The sequence below is a fragment of the Streptosporangium sp. NPDC049248 genome, from assembly GCF_040678965.1.
Taxonomy (GTDB): Bacteria; Actinomycetota; Actinomycetes; order Streptosporangiales; family Streptosporangiaceae; genus Streptosporangium; species Streptosporangium fukuiense.
This window is the reverse complement of sequence record NZ_JBFAQY010000017.1, coordinates 68593-86047: the sequence shown is the minus strand read 5'-3', so window position 1 is coordinate 86047 and position 17455 is coordinate 68593. Positions and strand designations below refer to the sequence as shown.

The 17455-nt window shown below is 70.6% G+C and carries 17 protein-coding genes; 15 read left to right on the top strand and 2 right to left on the bottom strand.

From position 1 onward, the window contains the following. Positions 1-323 precede the first annotated feature (323 nt). From AB0K21_RS27520 to AB0K21_RS27465, 12 genes are all read left to right on the top strand, one after another. Entirely contained in the window at positions 324-1097 is a 774-nt protein-coding gene (locus tag AB0K21_RS27520; protein WP_343963636.1) for a FadR/GntR family transcriptional regulator, read from the top strand. A 340-nt stretch (positions 1098-1437) separates the two neighbouring features. Continuing rightward, entirely contained in the window at positions 1438-1974 is a 537-nt protein-coding gene (locus AB0K21_RS27515; RefSeq protein WP_343963638.1) for a MaoC family dehydratase, read from the top strand. Further along, a complete protein-coding gene (locus AB0K21_RS27510; protein ID WP_343963640.1) occupies positions 1971-3005 on the top strand; it encodes an LLM class flavin-dependent oxidoreductase in 1035 nt (344 codons plus the stop codon). The genes AB0K21_RS27515 and AB0K21_RS27510 overlap by 4 nt, the downstream gene beginning before the upstream one ends. Continuing rightward, complete coding sequence (locus AB0K21_RS27505; RefSeq protein ID WP_364154434.1) at positions 3002-4222, top strand: CoA transferase; 1221 nt, start codon at positions 3002-3004, stop codon at positions 4220-4222. The genes AB0K21_RS27510 and AB0K21_RS27505 overlap by 4 nt, the downstream gene beginning before the upstream one ends. Further along, the gene (locus AB0K21_RS27500) at positions 4219-5604 is read left to right on the top strand and encodes an MmgE/PrpD family protein (RefSeq protein WP_364154431.1); all 1386 of its coding nucleotides are present in this window, start codon (positions 4219-4221) and stop codon (positions 5602-5604) included. Before AB0K21_RS27505 ends, AB0K21_RS27500 begins: the two co-directional genes overlap by 4 nt. Continuing rightward, on the top strand, positions 5601-6797 hold the full coding sequence (locus tag AB0K21_RS27495; RefSeq protein WP_364154428.1) for a RidA family protein: 1197 nt from the start codon (positions 5601-5603) through the stop codon (positions 6795-6797). The genes AB0K21_RS27500 and AB0K21_RS27495 overlap by 4 nt, the downstream gene beginning before the upstream one ends. Further along, positions 6794-7294 (top strand): MaoC family dehydratase N-terminal domain-containing protein, encoded by a 501-nt coding sequence (locus AB0K21_RS27490; RefSeq protein WP_343963652.1) that lies wholly within the window; start codon positions 6794-6796, stop codon positions 7292-7294. The genes AB0K21_RS27495 and AB0K21_RS27490 overlap by 4 nt, the downstream gene beginning before the upstream one ends. After that, entirely contained in the window at positions 7291-7752 is a 462-nt protein-coding gene (locus AB0K21_RS27485) for a MaoC/PaaZ C-terminal domain-containing protein (protein ID WP_343963655.1), read from the top strand. The genes AB0K21_RS27490 and AB0K21_RS27485 overlap by 4 nt, the downstream gene beginning before the upstream one ends. Then, complete coding sequence (locus AB0K21_RS27480) at positions 7749-8897, top strand: acetyl-CoA acetyltransferase (protein WP_343963658.1); 1149 nt, start codon at positions 7749-7751, stop codon at positions 8895-8897. Before AB0K21_RS27485 ends, AB0K21_RS27480 begins: the two co-directional genes overlap by 4 nt. Then, positions 8894-9298 (top strand): OB-fold domain-containing protein, encoded by a 405-nt coding sequence (locus AB0K21_RS27475; RefSeq protein ID WP_343963661.1) that lies wholly within the window; start codon positions 8894-8896, stop codon positions 9296-9298. The genes AB0K21_RS27480 and AB0K21_RS27475 overlap by 4 nt, the downstream gene beginning before the upstream one ends. 54 nt (positions 9299-9352) lie before the next feature. Beyond that, complete coding sequence (locus tag AB0K21_RS27470) at positions 9353-10510, top strand: acyl-CoA dehydrogenase family protein (RefSeq protein WP_343963664.1); 1158 nt, start codon at positions 9353-9355, stop codon at positions 10508-10510. A 69-nt stretch (positions 10511-10579) separates the two neighbouring features. Further along, on the top strand, positions 10580-12088 hold the full coding sequence (locus tag AB0K21_RS27465; RefSeq protein WP_364154422.1) for an FAD-dependent oxidoreductase: 1509 nt from the start codon (positions 10580-10582) through the stop codon (positions 12086-12088). Positions 12089-12149: 61 nt separating this feature from the next. Here the strand turns inward: AB0K21_RS27465 and AB0K21_RS27460 are convergent, their stop codons facing one another. After that, positions 12150-12968 (bottom strand): NAD(P)-binding domain-containing protein, encoded by an 819-nt coding sequence (locus AB0K21_RS27460; protein ID WP_364154419.1) that lies wholly within the window; start codon positions 12966-12968, stop codon positions 12150-12152. A 193-nt stretch (positions 12969-13161) separates the two neighbouring features. On the opposite strand from AB0K21_RS27460, the gene AB0K21_RS27455 reads away from it, so the two are divergent. From AB0K21_RS27455 to AB0K21_RS27445, 3 genes are all read left to right on the top strand, one after another. After that, complete coding sequence (locus tag AB0K21_RS27455) at positions 13162-13917, top strand: NAD(P)H-dependent oxidoreductase (protein WP_343963670.1); 756 nt, start codon at positions 13162-13164, stop codon at positions 13915-13917. Positions 13918-13964: 47 nt separating this feature from the next. Continuing rightward, a complete protein-coding gene (locus AB0K21_RS27450; RefSeq protein ID WP_343963672.1) occupies positions 13965-14291 on the top strand; it encodes an antibiotic biosynthesis monooxygenase family protein in 327 nt (108 codons plus the stop codon). A 141-nt stretch (positions 14292-14432) separates the two neighbouring features. Then, complete coding sequence (locus AB0K21_RS27445) at positions 14433-15686, top strand: flavin-dependent oxidoreductase (protein ID WP_364154415.1); 1254 nt, start codon at positions 14433-14435, stop codon at positions 15684-15686. A gap of 143 nt (positions 15687-15829) precedes the next feature. On the opposite strand, the gene AB0K21_RS27440 is transcribed toward AB0K21_RS27445, so the two are convergent. After that, complete coding sequence (locus AB0K21_RS27440) at positions 15830-17452, bottom strand: NAD(P)/FAD-dependent oxidoreductase (protein ID WP_364154412.1); 1623 nt, start codon at positions 17450-17452, stop codon at positions 15830-15832. Positions 17453-17455: the final 3 nt, after the last annotated feature.

The following is a 17455-nucleotide window of genomic DNA, read 5'->3' as shown; positions in this document are numbered from 1 at the left end:
GATCGCGGAAGGCGGCGGCCGAGGCGGTGTCATCCGGCCCCGGTGCGCCGCGACTAAAGGTCAGACTGTTCGAGGAACAAGCATTATCATTCCATCCGCAACCGCATCTCTCCGGGAGTGCGGCCCGGGTACCGGCCCATGCTCCCTGGCCAGGTGCGTGATCGCGTGCTCCGATCGGCTCTGATCCAGGTATAGTCGATGTCTGATGTATTCCTGACCAGAGGCGTGATCACGGGCAGGACCTGCTGTCCCGGCTCGTTCGCCGACGGCTCCCTCCGCAGGACGGCACGGACCGCCAAACGATCGGTTGAGAAGGCGAAACCATGGGGCAGGGCAGCACGCCGTCCACGGCGGGACAGAACGACGCCACGCGCACGGCCCCTCCGGCGGTACCGCCCCCGTTGCCGGTCAGCCGGCTGCGCCCGGCGTACCAGCAGGTCGCCGACCAGCTGCGCGAGCTGATCCTCAACGGCTCGCTCGTCTCGGGACATCGCCTGCCTCCCGAGGCCGATCTCGGCGGCAACTTCGGGGTGAGCCGGAGCACCGTCCGCGAGGCGCTGCGCGTTCTCGCCTCGCAGGGGCTCGTCAGGACGGTTCGAGGCACCACCGGCGGAACCTTCATCGCCCATGTCGAGCCGGACCAGGTCAGCGACTACCTCGAGACCAGCATCGGCCTGATGTCGGGCTCGGACACCCTGACCCTGGCGGACATCCTTGAGGCGCGCGAGATGCTGGAGGTCCGCGCCGCCGGGCTCGCGGCGAGGCGCCGCGAGCCACGACACGTCGACGCGCTGCGGGCCGCCATGGAGCGCGAGAAGCACAGTCGCGGCCGGAGCGTGAGGTTCAACGAGCACCGGCACTTCCACGGGATCATCATCGAGGCGACCGGCAACGGCCTGCTGACCGTGATGACCGAGCCGGTCTTCCGGGTCCTGCAGTCACGGTTCCTCAGCCCGGACGTGCCGCGCGAGTTCTGGGCGCAGGTCGACCGGGAGCACGAAACGATCGTGGATCGCATCGACGCCGGCGACGCCGAGGGCGCCGGCGAGGCCATGCAGGTCCACCTGAGCAGAATCCGTGACGCCTACCACGACTGAGCGAAGGTCCCGGGGACGGACTCCACCGCGCCGAGGACCCGCGAGACCGGACGCCTCCGAGAGTTCGGGCCCGAGTTCCCTCCGGTTTCCACATGCCCGGAGAGGAAGGCTCGCTTGAAATATCTGATGTATTCGCCACAGGCGCTTTTCCCGGCACTTCTGCCGTCGGGCAGCACGGCGGCCTGACTCGATGAGCGCCCCTGTTCTGCCTGTTGAACGATGTGAACGGCACCTCACACCGGCGGCACCGGGGCATCGGACACCTTGGACAGGGCCACCTCATTGCCCTACGCTTCATACGTCTGACATTATCTACCGACGCGAGCATCCGGGGAAGGCAATGGCGATCAAAGAGGGCTGGAAGGGCCGCTTCTTCGAGGACTTCGAGGTGGGTGACGTCTACCAGCATCCCCTGGGCCGGACGGTCACCGAGTCCGACAACACGTGGTTCACCTTGCTGACGATGAACACCAACCAGACGCACTTCAACACCGAGTACGCCGCGCGGTCCGAGTTCACCAGGCCGCTCGTCGTCTCCACCCTGACCGTGGCGATCGCGGTCGGGCAGAGCGTCACCGACATCACCCAGAACGCGTTCGCCAACCTGGGCTGGGACGAGATCAGGATGACCCACCCGGTCTTCGCGGGTGACACGTTGTACAGCGAGTCGCTCGTGCTGGAGAAGCGGGAGTCCGGCAGCCGCCCCCACGCGGGCATCGTCACCGTGCGCACCCGGACGCTCAACCAGGACGGGGACGAGGTCTGCTCGTTCAAGCGCACCTTCTACGTCTACAGAAGGGGCGCGCCCCAGCTGGAGGGCCTCTTCCCGACCGGCAAGAAGCCGCTCACCGGCGACCAGGGGCCGTCCCACCCATGAGGATCACTTTCGCCCCCTGGGGTGAGTCCCTCGGGGAGCTGACGGAGGTGGCCCGCAGGGCGGAGGCCGCGGGCGCCGAGGTCATCTGGGTTCCCGAGCTGCATCGCAGCGCCACCGTCACCGCGGCGGCTCTCGCGACGGCCACCAGGCGGGCCAGGATCGGCACCGCCATCGCGCTCGCCTTCACCCGCAGCCCGATGATCACCGCCCTGGAGGCGCTCGACATCGACGAGCTGTCGGACGGGCGCTTCGTCCTGGGGCTGGGAACCGGTGTGCGGCGGCTCAACGAGGACTGGCACAACGCCCGCTTCGGCAAGCCCGCCGGGCACATGAGGGAGACCGTCCGGAACATCCGCCACTTCTGGGAGACCTGCACCACCGGCGCCGAGATCGCCCTCACCGGCGAGTACGAGCCGATGCGGATGCGGGGCTACGAGCGGCCCTTCGGGGTGCGGCGGACGGACATCCCGATCTACCTGGCGGCGATGGGACCGGTGATGACCCGGCTGGCCGGGACGATCGGCGACGGCTGGATCAGCCACGAGCTCTGCTCCCCGCGCTACCTGGACGAGCTGGTCCTGCCGGAGCTGGAGGCGGGGATCGCCCGGGTCGAGGGTAAGAGGCGCGCGGACTTCGACGTCGTGGTGTCCGCCTGCTGCTCCGTCGCCGGCGACCGGCGGACAGCCGTCCGCCGCGTGTCGGGGGTCGTCGGCTTCTACGCCAGCGTCCGCACCTACGCCGACTTCTTCGGTTTCCACGGCCTGGCCGACCAGCAGCGGGCGGTCGTCGACGCGTTCCGGCAGGGCCGGGGCGCGGACTACCTCGCCGGCTCCGTCTCCCCGGAGATGGTCGACGTGCTCACCATGACCGGCACCCGCGACCAGGTGGCCGAACGCATCGCCGGTTACGCGGGGAAGGCCGATTCGGTGAAGCTCAGCCCGCCGACCCACGGGCTCACCGCCGCCGAGATCCGCGCGGCTCAGAACGAGATCCTGTCGCTCATGGCAGACATCGCAGGGAGCACCTCTTGAAGCCTCTGGAAGACATCCGGATCATCGCCGTCGAGCAGTACGGGGCCGGTCCGTTCGGCAGCGTGCACCTCGCCGACCTCGGTGCCCAAGTGATCAAGATCGAGGACCCGAGGGTGGGCGGTGACGTCGGCCGCTACGTGCCGCCGTACGGCGAGGGTGAGGACTCGCTGTTCTTCGAGACCTTCAACCGCAACAAGCGCAGCCTGTCCCTGGACCTGTCCTCGGCGGCCGGGCGCAGGGTCTTCGAGGACCTGGTGAAGGTCTCCGACGTGGTCTACTCCAACCTCCGCGGCGACGTCCCGGCGAAGATCGGTATCGTCTACGACGACCTCAGGCATCTGAACCCGGCCATCGTCTGCTGCTCGCTCACCGGTTTCGGGATGACCGGCCCGCGCCGGAAGGAGCCTGGCTACGACTACGTGCTCCAGGGTCTGGCCGGTTGGATGGATCTCACCGGCGAGCCCGACGGGCCGCCCACCAAGTCCGGGCTCTCCCTGGTCGACTACTCGGGCGGGCTGGTCGCCGCCCTCTCGCTGCTGGCCGGCGTGCACGCGGCACGGCGCGACGGGACGGGCATGGACTGCGACGTCAGCCTGTACGACACCGCGATCGGGATGCTGACCTATCCGGCCGCCTGGCACCTGAACGCGGGCTTCACCCCGGCCCGTACCCGCCACTCGGCCCACCCCTCGCTGGTGCCGTTCCAGGCGTTCGAGGCCAGTGACGGCTGGCTGGTCGTCGGCTGCGCCAAGGAGAAGTTCTGGGCCCGCCTCGCCGACGTCGTCGGCCATCCCGAATGGGCCGAGCCGGACTCCCCCTACGGCTCGTTCGCGGGCCGGCAGCGAAACAGTGTGGAACTGCTCGGACTCCTGGAAGAGATCTTCCGGAAGCGCACCGTGGCCGAGTGGCTGAAGGTCCTGTATCCGGCCTCGATCCCCTGTGCGCCCATCAACGACGTCGCGGCCGCGCTGGCGGAGGAGCACACCAGGGCGCGCGGGTTGCGCGTCACCACCGAGCACCCCCGGTTCGGCACGGTCGAACAGGTCGCCTCACCGGTGCGGGTCGGCAGCGAGCCGCCGACCTACCGCCGTGCCCCGCTCCGCAACGAGGACTTCGACCTGGTGGTCCGTGACATCGTGGGATACGACGACGCGACGATCGACGAGCTGACGGCCCAGGGCGCGTTCGGCGAGGTGACCGGGGCGGCCACCCGATGATCGCTCGGGAACTGGCCGCCTGGGCGCTCGGTCTGACCGACGTTCCCGCATCGGTCCGCCGGGCCGCCACCCGGCACCTGCTCGACGGGGTCGGCACCGCGCTCGGCGCGTACCGGACCGGAGCCGCGGCCCCCGCGCTGACCGTGGCGCGAGACCTCGGCGGCCCCGCCGAGGCGACGGTCCTCGGCACCGGCCACCGGCTCTCGGCGCCCGCCGCGGCCCTCGCCAACGGCACGCTCGTGCACGCCCTCGACTTCGACGACACCCACGCCGGCGGCCTCGTGCACGCCACCGCCGTCGTCCTGCCCGCGGCGTTCGCCGTCGGCGAGCAGGTCGGCGCGCCAGGCCGGGAGGTGCTCACCGCCGCCGTGGCGGGGTACGAGACCGCCTGCCGGGTGGCCGCCGCCGCCCCGCACGGATTCCACGCGCGCGGCCTGCACGCGACGATGGTCGCGGGCGTCTTCTCCTCGGCTCTGGTCGCCGCGCGGCTGCTCGGCCTGGACGTCGCCCGGACCACCGACGCGCTGGGCATCGCGGGCAGCCAGGCGGGGGGCCTGCTGGCCTTCCTCGGCACCGGGGCCTCCACCAAACAGCTCCATCCCGGGTTCGCCTCGCAGTCGGGCGTCATCGCCGCCCGCCTGGCGGCGGCGGGTGCCACCGGGCCGGAGACGGTCTTCGAAGGGCCGCACGGCGTCTTCGACGCGCTCGCTCAGGGTGGCGTGGACCCGCGGTCGATCACCGCCGACCTCGGCGACCGGTGGGAGACCACCCGGATCGGCATAAAGCCATACGCGGCCTGCCAGCTCTCGCACGCCACCATGGGGGCGACCCTCGACGCGATGGCGCGCGAGCCGTTCGGCCCCGAGGACGTCTGCGAGATACATGCCCAGGTCCACCCCGACTCCGCCTCGGTGGTCTGCGACACCTCCCGCGACCTGCTGCGACCGGCGAGCGCCTACGCCGCGAAGTTCTCGCTCCCCTGGACCGTCGCGGCACTGGTCGTCGACCGGGGGGTGAGCCTGGACACCTTCGAGCCGCGCTCGATCGCCCGTGCCGAGGTGAGCGAGCTCGCCGCCCGGGTCCGCTGGGAGGTCGCCGAGCCCTCGGGGCTCGTCGCCGCCGACGCGCCGGGACGCGTCTCCGTCAGGCTCCGCGACGGCCGGGTCGTCGACGGTTCCGTGCGGCGCAGCGAGGGGGGCGGGGCCAACCCGCTCAGCCGGGACGCGCTGATAGCCAAGTTCGAGGGCAACGTGGGAGGCCGGGCGACCGGGCTCGTCGACGTCGTCGAGGCGCTCGACCGGCAACCGGACCTCACCGCCGTACTGAGCGCCGCGGCCGCCGCCGCAGCCGAGTTCGCCCAGCGCAGTCAGGAGCAGAGATGACGTTGCGAGCTGTCAGACCCGCCGAGTTCCCCTGGTTCCCCTACGAGGGCTTCACCTTCTGCCTCGCCCTGTCCGAAGGCGACAGCGCCTGGTCGTCCGGGCACACCGCGGCCGCACGGGACGAGGCGCTCGGCAAGATGGTCGTCTCCGGCACCATGGAGGAGCAGGCGCGGATCGCCTACCGGAAGGTGCTGACGATCATCGAGGCCGCCGGCCTCGGCCCGGACGACGTGGTGCACGTGACGGAGAACGTCACCCTCGCGGGCCTGCCCGACTACGAGGCCGCGGCCGCCGTGCGCGAGGAGGTCTTCGGGGCGCACCGGCCCACGCTCTCCACGGTGGTGGTGGAGCGACTGGTCCGCTCGGCCGCGTTGCTGGAGATCGAGATGCACGCCGTCAGGGGCGGCGGCACCGAGCTGCCGGCCGCCGGCGGGTGGGCCGCCTCCCCGGTGCGCGAGGGGCATGACGGCGCGGTGTACCTGCCGACCGTCGTGCCCGTCGACGAGTCCGGCGACATCGTCTCCCCCGGCGACTTCGTGGGCCAGTACGCGTACTGCCTCGACCGGGCGGACGCGCTGCTGCGCCAGGCGGGACTGTCCCTGGACAACGCCGTCACCACCTACGACTACTCGACTCCCGCGTCCCGCGGCGTCTACCGCAAGAGCCACCGGGTGCGCAAGGAACGACTCGGCGGAGCGGGGGTGTATCCGGGGGCCGGGGGCATCCTGATGAGCCGCCTGCACCACCCGGAGTCCATGGTCGCGATCGACGTCACCGCCTCCAGGCATCCGCTGGAACCGGTGAACCCGGGCTGGTCCCGGTACGACACCCTGACCTACTCGCCGGGCGTCCGGGCGGGCCGCACGCTGTTCATGTCCGGTTTCGCGGCGCTGGACATGGAGACCCAGGAGGCGCTCCACCCCGGCGATCTCAGGGCGCAGGCCGAGGAGACCTACGGGGCGATCCGGCAGCTGCTCTCCCACGCCGGTCTCGGTCCCGAGAACCTGCTCTCGACCGTCGAGTTCTGCGTCGAGTCGGCCCTGCCGGACTACCGCGTGGTCGCGCCGGTCCGTGAGCGCCTGCTCTCCCCCCCGTGGCCGGCCTCGACCGGAGCGATCTGCAAGGAGTTGCTCCGTCCCGAGTTCCTGCTCGAGGTGTTCCCGACCGCCCTCTATCCGAAGGACCCGTCGTGACGCTGCTCACCGAGGAGATCCGCGCGCTCGTCGGGCGCAGGCGGGTCTACACCGCGCCGGAGGAGCTCGGCGCCGCCGCGTGCAGGTACTTCGGCCTGGCCGTCGGGGACGACAACCCGCTGTACTCCGATCCCGAGTACGCGCGCGCCCAGGGGCTGGCCGGGGTGACCGCTCCGCCCACCCTGATCTGCGAGACGAACCAGTACGCCGGCCTGCCGATAGGCCCCGACGGCGACGCCGGGCACAACTGGGGGATCGAGATCCCGGGCACCCGCAAGGTCCGCGGCGGCAACTCCTACGTCTTCCACCGCAGGATCCGCCCCGACGATGTCGTCACCGCCACCTGGGAGATCAAGGACGCGACGGAGAAGACCACCAGGTCCGGCGCGGAGATGCTGATCGTCACCTCGCGGGCGGCCTACACCGACCAGCGGGGCGAGCTGCTCGCGGAGAACGAGGAGACCATCATTTTCGTATCGCTGGAGGCCGGGGCATGACCCACGAACCCGGGGAGGTCGTCCCCCCGCTCGAACGCAGGATCGGGCTCGCGGACATGGTCGCCTACGCGGGAGCCACCTGGGACTGGTACCGGCTGCACTACGACTCCGAGTTCGTCGCCAGGCAGCGGGTTCCCGCGCCGGTCGTCGACGGCCAGGTGTTCGGGGCCCTGCTGGTCGAACAGATCCAGGACTGGCTCGGTCCGCGGTGTTTCGTGCGTGAACTGGACTTCGCTTTCAGGTCACTGGTCTTCGCCGAGGAGACGGTCCGCTGCGAGGGCACGGTCTCGGAGGTCGGTGACGACTTCCTGGTGCTCAGCCAGCGGGTGGTCGTGATCGGTGCCGACGGCGGGGTCGACCGGGTCGCCGCGGGTCCCGCGCGCGCCCGGGTCCTGCTCGGCGTCGCCGACGGACCGGGGGCGAGACCCGGCGTCGCCGGCGGACCGGAGGTGAGATGAGGACCGGTGTCGCGATCGTCGGGGCCGCCGAGTCGGATCTCGGGGTCACCAACCGGTCGGTTCTCGGCCTGCAGGCCCAGGCGATCGGCCGGGCGCTCGCCGACGCGGGGCTGACCCTGCGTGACGTCGACGGGCTGGCGACGACCGGGGTCTCCCGGTTCTCCGCGACCCAGCTCGCCGACCACTTCGGGCTCCAGCCGCGCTGGACCGACTCGACGTACGCGGGCGGCTCCGCCTTCGAGATGTTCGTCGCGCGGGCGACCCAGGCCATCCAGGCGGGTCAGGCCGAGACCGTCGTGATCAGCTTCGCCTCCAACCAGCGGTCGGCCCGTTCCCGCTCTCTCGGGGGCGTGGTGGAGGACCACACACCGGAGGCCCAGTTCGAGACGCCGTACGGCCCGCTCTTTCCGCTCTCGTACTACGCGATGGCCGCGCGACGCTACCTTCACATGTGCGGCGGGACGCGGGAGCAGCTCGCCGAGGTCGCCGTGGCGGCGCGGGAGTGGGCGCTGCTGAACCCCGCCGCGTTCCGCCACGGCACCCGGTCGCTGACCGCCGAGGAGGTGGTCGGCTCCACGATGATCTCCAGCCCGCTGACCGCTCTGGACTGCTGCCTGGTCACCGACGGCGGCGGCGCCATCGTGCTGACCTCCTCCGAGCGCGCGAGGGACCTGCGCAGGAAGCCGGTGGAGGTGCTCGGGTACGGCGAGCGCACCACCAACACCTCGATGACCGCCGTCGCCGACCTGACCGTGACCGGCGCGGTCGGCTCCGGCGCCGACGCGTTCGCGCGGGCCGGCGTCACCCCGGCCGACATCGACGTGGCGCAGGTCTACGACTCGTTCACGATCACCGTGGCGCTCACCCTGGAGGCGCTGGGCTTCTGCGGCCGGGGCGAGGCGCTGGACTGGATCGCGGACGGCAGGATCCGCCCGGGTGGCGACTTCCCGCTCAACACCTCGGGCGGTGGCCTGTCCTACTGCCATCCCGGCCAGTTCGGGGTCATGTTGCTGATCGAGGCGGTGGCGCAGCTGCGCGGCGAGGCCGGTGACCGGCAGGTTCCCGGCGCGCGTCTCGCGCTGGCCCACGGTACGGGAGGAATCCTGTCGACGCACGCCACCGTGGTGCTGGGGGTGGACACGTGATCGCCCCCGAGGTTCCGCCGCCCGACGAGATCACCCTGCCCTGGTGGGAGGCGACCAGGGACCGCCGGCTGCTGGTGCAGACCTGCGCCGGCTGCGCGGGAAGGCAGCACCCGCCGCGCGCGCTGTGCGTGCACTGCGGCTCTGACCGTCTGGACTGGGGCACGTCGGCCGGGACCGGCGTGGTGGACTCGTTCACCGTCGTGCACCGGGCGCCGCGCCCGGAACTCGACGTTCCCTATGTCATCGCCCGCGTCCGGCTGGCCGAGGGAGTCATCCTGCTCACCCGGCTGGAGGGCCGGCCGGAGGAGGAGTGGCGCATCGACGACCCGGTCCGGCTCACCTGGGTGGGCCTCGGTGACGGGCGTGCCCTTCCCGTCTTCGTTCCCGCCGACGTCTCCTGAACAGCTTCCGAACACCGGAGTCTACGGAGGCTCCGGTCAAGAAAGGCAGTCGCAGTGGATTTCCAGCTTGACGAGGACCAGCGCGAGTTCCGCGCCGTCCTGCGCGACTTCGTCGATCGGGAGATCATCCCGGTCGCCCGTGAGTGGGAGCAGTCCGGCCGCTATCCGACGGAGATCGTCGACGGGATGCGGGAGATGGGCCTGTTCGGGATGACGATTCCCGAGGAGTACGGCGGCCTCGATCTCGACCCCGTCTCGTTCGCGCTGGTCTTCGAGGAGATAGCCCGTGGCTGGATGGGCATCGCCGGCATCCTGGGCAGCCACTCCCTGGCCTGCCGGATGATCGCGATGCGCGGCACGGAGGAGCAGAAGCGGAAGTACCTTCCCGACCTCGCCGCCGGCGTCCGCCGTACCGGCATCGGCCTCACCGAGCCCGACGCCGGCACCGACCTGCAGGGCATCCGCACCACCGCGACGCTCGACGGTGACCACTACGTCGTCAACGGCACCAAGATGTGGATCACCAACGCGCGGTACGCGGATCCGCTCCCGGTCCTGGTCAAGACCGACCCGAGCACCTCCCCCGCGCACAAGGGCATGAGCGTGCTCCTGGTGGACTCCTCCCTGGAGGGCTACCGGGTCACCAAGGACATCCCCAAGCTCGGCTACAAGGGCACCGAGTCCTGCGAGGTGGTGCTCGACAATGTGCGCGTCCCCAGGGAGAACCTGCTCGGCGGCGTCGAGGGCAAGGGGATGCAGCACGCGCTCTCCGCTCTGGAGTGGGGCCGGGTGAACATCGCCGCGCGTTCGGTCGGCATCGCCCAGCGCGCCCATGACGAGGCGTTCGCCTACGCCAGGCAACGCAGGGCGTTCAATCAGGCCATCGCCGACTTCCAGGCGATCCAGTTGCAGCTGGGGAACCTGTCCACCCAGGTCCAGGCCGCTCGTCTGATGGCCTACTGGGCCGCGGACGCGGTCCGCAAGGGGCGCGCCGACGGGGAGACGGGCATGGCGAAGATCTTCTGCTCCGAGGTCGCCCTGGCGGCGTCGATCGACGCGATGAAGATCCATGGTGGCTACGGCTACTCCACCGAGTACGAGGTGGAGCGCCTCTACCGCGACTCGATCCTGATGAGCATCGGCGAGGGCACGAACGACGTCCTGCGCACGCTGGTGGCCAAGTCCGTCCTCCGCGGCGAGACGGCCCTCTGAAACCGCCGTCGACCGGCTGGTGATCACGCCTTGACGCCCCACCCGGTCGATGGAAACACTGTTCCTATTATGGAAACACACTTCGCGGCCGAGCGAGAGACACGCGTGGCGTCCGCCCCGGGAACGCGCCCCGCCCGGTCGCCCGCCACCGGCGTCGACGCCGAGGGCGCGCGACCAGCGATGATCATCGTGGGGGCCGGGCCCGGCGGCCTCGCCTGCGCCATCACCGCCGCGGACGCGGGGGCCAGGGTGCTGCTGCTGGAGAAGGCGCCCGACGTGGGAGGCGCGCTGCCCTACTCCGGCGGCCACCTGTCCGCCGGAGGGTTCTCCGCACAGCGTGAGCGCGGCATCGACGACGATCCGGAACGTCACTTCGAGGACATCCGGCGCATCAGCCGGGGCACCGCCCGCGAGGATCTGACCAGGCTGTCACTGCGCGAGCAGCCGGCCGTGCTGGAATGGCTGATCGCGTCCGGATTCGTCCCCGACCCGCAGACCCCCCGCATCGTCCACGGTCACGAGCCGTACCGCACGCCACGCACCGTCCACGCCACCGCCCTGCCCGGCGGCCCGGCGATCCTGGCCGCGCTGCGCCCGCTGCTGGACGCGCACCGCGCCGCCGGCCGGATCGACCTGCGCTGCGGGGTACGGGTCACCGAGCTGCTGGTCGAGGACGGCGCGGCGACCGGGGTGATCACCGAGGACGGCACCCGGTGGCGGGCACCCGCGGTGGTACTCGCCACCGGTGGATTCGGGTACGAGCCGGAGCTGTTCGCCGAGCTGGAGGGCGCGCCGCTGACCACCTCGGCGGCCCCCACCTCCACCGGCGACGGGCTGCTGATGGGCCGGCGGGCCGGGGCGGGCCTGCAGGGTTCCGGCATGTACATCCCGACCTTCGGCGGGCTGCCCCCGAACGACGGGGACCTGCGGGTGGACTGGTCGCACCGGCCCCAGCTGGTGGCCGTCGAGCGGCCCCCCTGGGAGATCTACGTCGACCGGCGTGGCCGCCGCTGGATCGCCGAGGACGAGCCGAGCATCGACCGCAAGGAACGGGTGCTCACCACCGTCGAGCAGATGACCTTCTGGATGGTGTTCGACGCGCGGGCGCTCCGCGAGTCACAGCCGATGGTCCACGGGTGGAGTCCAGCCGAGCTGGTCGCGCAGTGCGGGCAGCGCCGCGGCGTGCACCAGGCCTCCGACCTGGCCGGACTCGCCAAGCAGGCGGGCATCGACGCGGCCGGGCTCATCGACGAGGTGACCCGGTACAACCTCTTCGTGGCGGCTGGGCGGGACCCCGACTTCGCCCGCGCCCACCTGCCCGCGCCGATCGCCGAGCCGCCGTACTACGCGATCGAGAACCACCCGGTCACCCTGATCACCTTCGTGGGACTCGACGTGGACGCGCGGCTGCGGGTGCGTCGCGGCGACGGGCAGGTCATTCCCGGCCTGTACGCGGTCGGTGAGGTGATCGGCTCCGCCGCCGTCAACGGCAACGCGTTCTGTTCCGGCATGTGCCTCACCCCGGCCATGGCATTCGGCCGGCTGGTGGGCCGCCGGCTCGCCATGGCCGGGAGGTGACCGACCGTACGGCCAGGGGCGACCGAGCAGTACCGGAAAAGAGCGACCCGGCTCGGGTGAGTCAGTGTGCGAAGCGGAAACCCGCCGCCCGCAGCCTGGCGGAGCTCACCGGTACCGACGGGGTCTTGATCTCGGCGCGGTAGCTCAGCTCCGGCCAGCCCTGCTCGGCGCAGATCCGGCCGAACACCTCCTCGTTGGCCGGCGGCACGACTCCGTCCGGGACCGCGTTGAAGACCCCGACGAGGTCATGGCTCACCACGAAGTCGAGCGCGGCGGCCGCGTCACGGTAGTCGACGCGGTACAGCAGGGCGTCCGCCGCGAACGGCACGCTGCCGCCGAGCATCTCGTGGGCGAGCTTCACCCGGGTCACGTAGTCGATGTCGCGCGGGTGCCCGTACACATCCGGAATGCGCACCACCGCCCCGCGCGGCGTGGCCAGGACGGCGTCCTCGGCGGCGACGAAGTTGCGCGGCGACGCGTCCGGATCGTCGGTCGTCGGGCTCGACTCGTCCAGCGGTCGTCCGTCACCGGAACCGTAGACGGACGTCGAACTGGTGAAGACGACTCGCGGGTGCACGGCGGCGGCGGTCCGCGCGGTGGCGGTGAGGGTGTCCGCGTACTCGGCGATCCGGCCGTTCGCGTCAAAGGAGCGGGCGACCCGCGGGCTCACCGTCAGCACGACGGCGTCGGCGCCGCGCGTCGCGTCCCGCACCGCCGCGCTGTCGCTGCCCCGCAGGATCGCCACGTCGGCGCAGACGGCCTTGAGCTCGTCGACACGCTCGGCCGAGGTGGTGGTGCCGGTCACCTGATGACCCGCGGAGGTCCAGCGGCGGGCGAGTTCCATGCCCACGTTGCCACAACCGATGATGACGTAACGCACAGCGCGACCTCCAAAAGGGAAACAATGTTTCACTCTGCCGCATCATTGGTCCGCCGCCAAGCGTTCCGGGCCCCGTGCCGAATGATTCCTCCCGGATCGCCCGGCCAGACGACTCCGGCGCGGCCTTCCGGTCACCTTTCCCCGTCACCGTTCGTCATTGACATGACACTCACAGTGACAGAGAGGGGGCCTTATGATCACCACCCCGGCCGTCGAGGAACCGGCCACATCCTTGCTGCACCTGGATTCCAGTGCCGCCCGTTTCCATGACTCGGTCAGCAAACAGCTGACCGCGTTGTTCGCCGACACCTGGCGAGGGCTGCACGACGGCGCCGGATACCGCTACCGGGACCTGGCCGCCGACCCGGTGCCACTGGTGACCTCCGCCTTCGTCACCCTCGGCCAGCGGGTGCAGCGGCACGGCGGCGTCCCGCCGGCCGAGGTGTCCGTACTGGTCGAGGGCCCGGCCGAGGAACGGGAGTGGACACTGACCCGGCCGCTGATCACAGAACTGCTGGCCACGGACACGGTGCTGATCGGTGTTCCGATGTACAACTTCTCGGTCCCCGCCGCGCTGAAGGCATGGATCGACCGGGTGACATTCCCGGGGGCGTTCACCGACCCGGGTACCGGGGACAGCCTGCTGCGCGGCACGACGGTGGTGGTGGTCACCGCGCGAGGCGGCTGCTACCGACCGGGCACGCCCCGGGACGGCTTCGACTTCCAGACGCCCTACCTGCGGGCGTACTTCGGTGACCTCGGGGTGGCCGAAGAGGACCTGCACTTCGTCCACGCCGAGATGACCCGAGCCGGGGACGTGCCGGGGCTGGCCCGTTTCCGGGCGCTGGCGGCGAGCTCGCTGACGGCGGCCCGGGCCGCGGTGACCGAGCTGGCCGCCCGGCCTCCGGCCGGCCGGTCGGTCACCTCTGGCCGTCGCGGTTCGTCATAGGAGTGAAGAGATGGACCGTACGAGAGATTGACAAGGAGATACGCCTCATGAGTGAAACCGTCATCCGTGTCGGCGGTGCGCCGGTGACCCTCATCAACGTCTTTGATGTCGACGCGTCGAAGCAGCAGGAGCTCATCGACCTCCTGAACGAGGGAACCGAGAAGGTGATAAAGAACCGGCCGGGCTTCGTCTCGGTGAACATACTCGCCAGCGTCGACGGCACCCGGGTCGTCAACTTCGCCCAGTGGCGCAGCCAGGACGACGTCAAGGCCACCATGGCCGACCCGGAGGTCCAGTCCCTCGGGAAGAGGACGGCCGAGCTGGCGAAGCCGGCACCGCACGTGTACTCGGTGGTCTCCATCCACCATGCCTGATCTCTGAGGACTCTCCGACCGGGAGTCCCGAGACGACCGCGGATCGCCCCGCCGACCGGTCCGGCCGGCGGGGCCGATCGCCGGATTCCATGGCCCGAGCCCGCCGCAGATCATCGACGCGCGAGGAGCACAACAGTCACCATGACCACCGCCAATACCGCTGACATCGTGATCACCGGCGCGGGGATCGGGGGGCTGAGCACAGCCCTGGCCCTGCACGCCCGGGGGATCGACGCGATCGTGCTGGAGGCCGCCGGCGAGATCCATCCGCTCGGGGTCGGGATCAACATCCAGCCCGCCGCCATCGCCGAGCTGGTCGGCCTCGGACTCGGCGACGAGCTGGCGGCGACCGGCATTCCCACCCGCGAGCACCGCTACCTCGACCACACGGGCACCACGCTGTGGGCCGAACCCCGGGGTGTCGCGGCCGGGCACCGGTTCCCGCAGTACTCGATCCATCGAGGGGAACTGCAGATGATGTTGCTGGCCGCGGTCCGCGACCGGCTCGGCCCCGGCGCGGTCCGCACCGGAACCCGCCTGCACACCTTCGAACACACCCGTGACGGCGTCCGTGCCCACACCCACGACCGGGCCACCGGCGGCACGACCGTATTCGAGGGCGCCGCACTGGTCGGCGCCGACGGGCTGCACTCCGCGGTCCGCTCCCAGCTCCATCCCGACCAGGCCCCGCTGTCCCCGGGCGGGGTGCACATGTGGCGTGGCCTGACCGAGCTGGACGACTTCCTCGACGGACGCACCATGATCGTGGCCGGCGACGAGCAGGCCACCCGGCTGGTCGCCTACCCGATCTCGGCACGCCACCGCGAACGCGGCAAGGCCCTGGTCAACTGGGTGTGCCTGGTCACCGCCCCCGGAGCGGAGGTGTCCGGCGACCCCGACTGGGACCGTCCCGGACGACTCGAGGACGTGCTGCCCCACTACCTGCACTGGGACTTCGACTGGCTCGACGTCCCGGACATGCTCGCCCGGAGCGGTCGGATCCTGCACTACCCCATGGTCGACCGCGATCCGCTGGCCGATTGGGGGAACGGCCGGGTCACCCTGCTCGGCGATGCCGCCCACCTGATGTACCCGATCGGCGCCAACGGTGCCTCGCAGGCCATCCTCGACGCGGCCTGCCTCGCCGCCGAACTCGCCCACCACGGCGATGCGGCCACCGCGCTGCGGCGCTACGAAACCGCCCGGCGTCCCGCCACCACCGCGATCATCCACGCCAACCGGAACATGGACCGCACCGAACGTGCCATGGCCCCCCGCACCGACCAGGACAAGAGCACCGCCCTGGCAGCGCTCACCAGCGCCTACCGCAGCACCGTCGAACGCCACTACTCCGCCGACGGCGATGTGAACTCGCTGCTGGAATCAGGTAAGTAGTCCCGTTCCCCCGCCGGATTCACCGACGCCGGCATCCGCCCCAGGCGGATGCCGGCGTCGGTGCTCGCCGCGCGAGCTCTGTCGCCTCGATACGGCCGTGGGCCCCGGTGGCCGGGGCCCACGCCGGTGCTACGGCACCGTTCTCAGGACCGGGTCAGTGACGAGTCGTCGTGCAGGACGAAGCCCTCGTAGCCGGCTCCGGCCACCTCGCGCAGCTTCTGGCGGTACGCCGCCAGCCCCGCGAAGTAGAACATGACCCCTCTCCTCTTACCCGGGATGTTGCCGCCGTTGATGAAGGAGTCGACCTTCGGGAAGAGGGTGTGGCCGGCGAGCTCCTCGCAGACCGCGGTCCAGGCGTCCTCCGCGCTCTTGGTGGCCTCGACCGAGGGCCGGTCGTACTTCCGCGACGCCGCGATCAGGTCGGTGATCCACTCGACCTGGGTCTCGATCGCCGGCGGCAGGTTGCTGAAGACGGTGTTCGGACCGTAGATCATGAACAGGTTCGGGAATCCGGGGGTGGCGATGCCCAGGTAACTGCTGACCCCGTCCTGCCAGTGCTGCCGGATGGTCTCGCCGCCGCGGCCGCGGATGTCCATCCGCCGGTAGCTGCCGTCGACCGCGTCGAACCCGGTCGCGAAGACCAGGACGTCGAGCTCGTGCTCGACACCGTCCTCGGTGAGCAGGCCGTTCGGGGTGATCTCCCTGATCGGATTCTCCTTGAGGCTGACCAGGGAGACGTTGTCGCGGTTGAAGGTCTCGTAGTAGTCCTCGTTGCTGATCGGGCGCCTGGCGTAGTAGTCGTTCGGGGTGAGCTTGCGCGCGGTCTCCTGGTCCTTCACGATCTCTCTGATCTTCGACCTGATGAACTCGGCGGCGGCCTCGTTGGCGGCCGGGTCGCTGGCGATGTCGGAGAACGTGCCCAACATGAAACGGAAGGCGTTCCCCCTGTCCCAGGCATCCTGGAACACCCGCCGGCGTTCCTCCTCGGAGACGCTCATCGCGGGAACGTCGCTCTCCTGGAACCCGCATCCTACGTAGGAGTTCCAGACCTGCTCCCAGACCTCCTCGTAGTTGGCCCGGTACTTCGCCTTGAACTCGTCGCTGAGCGGGCCGTTGCCGGACGGGACGACGTACTGCGCCGACCTCTGGAACACCGTCAGGTGCCCGGCCGTCTTCGAGGCCGCGCAGATGAACTGGGTGCCGGTCGAGCCGGTGCCGATGACGCCGACCCGCTTGCCCTCGACCGAGAGATCCTCGGGCCAGGCGCCGGTGTGGACCAGGCGGCCCCGGAAGCTGTCACGTCCCTTGATGTCGGGAAGGTTGGCCGCCGACAGGACGCCCAGCGCGGTGACGAGATAGCGTGCGGTGAGGCTCTCACCGCTGTCCGTGGTCACGGTCCAGACGCTGCGCGAATCGTCGAACACCGCGGATTCGATGCTCGTGTTGAGCTGAATGTCCCTGCCCAGGTCGTACTTCTCGACCACCGACTCGAGGTAGGCCCGCATGTCGGCCTGATCGATGTAGCGGTTGTTCCCGATCGGCTCCTGGAGCGCCTCCTTGTCGAACGCGTACCGGTAGACCAGGCCCTCGCTGTCCGACTTGGCGCCCGGGTAACGATTCCAGTACCAGGTGCCGCCGACACCACCTGCCCGGTCGAAGGCCCGGGCGGCGAGGCCGAGCTCGTTGCGAAGCTTGTGCAGCATGTAGATGCCGCCGAACCCGGCCCCGATGACGATCGCGTCGAGGTCGGTCTTCCTGTCGATCACGGG

Bases quoted from the DNA above. Each gene is read 5' to 3' on its own strand.
- AB0K21_RS27520 (WP_343963636.1), top strand. From the start codon at position 324: ATGGGGCAGGGCAGCACGCCGTCCACGGCGGGACAGAACGACGCCACG.
- AB0K21_RS27515 (WP_343963638.1), top strand. From the start codon at position 1,438: ATGGCGATCAAAGAGGGCTGGAAGGGCCGCTTCTTCGAGGACTTCGAG.
- AB0K21_RS27510 (WP_343963640.1), top strand. From the start codon at position 1,971: ATGAGGATCACTTTCGCCCCCTGGGGTGAGTCCCTCGGGGAGCTGACG.
- AB0K21_RS27500 (WP_364154431.1), top strand. From the start codon at position 4,219: ATGATCGCTCGGGAACTGGCCGCCTGGGCGCTCGGTCTGACCGACGTT.
- AB0K21_RS27495 (WP_364154428.1), top strand. From the start codon at position 5,601: ATGACGTTGCGAGCTGTCAGACCCGCCGAGTTCCCCTGGTTCCCCTAC.
- AB0K21_RS27485 (WP_343963655.1), top strand. From the start codon at position 7,291: ATGACCCACGAACCCGGGGAGGTCGTCCCCCCGCTCGAACGCAGGATC.
- AB0K21_RS27480 (WP_343963658.1), top strand. From the start codon at position 7,749: ATGAGGACCGGTGTCGCGATCGTCGGGGCCGCCGAGTCGGATCTCGGG.
- AB0K21_RS27465 (WP_364154422.1), top strand. From the start codon at position 10,580: ATGGAAACACACTTCGCGGCCGAGCGAGAGACACGCGTGGCGTCCGCC.
- AB0K21_RS27455 (WP_343963670.1), top strand. From the start codon at position 13,162: ATGATCACCACCCCGGCCGTCGAGGAACCGGCCACATCCTTGCTGCAC.
- AB0K21_RS27450 (WP_343963672.1), top strand. From the start codon at position 13,965: ATGAGTGAAACCGTCATCCGTGTCGGCGGTGCGCCGGTGACCCTCATC.
- AB0K21_RS27445 (WP_364154415.1), top strand. From the start codon at position 14,433: ATGACCACCGCCAATACCGCTGACATCGTGATCACCGGCGCGGGGATC.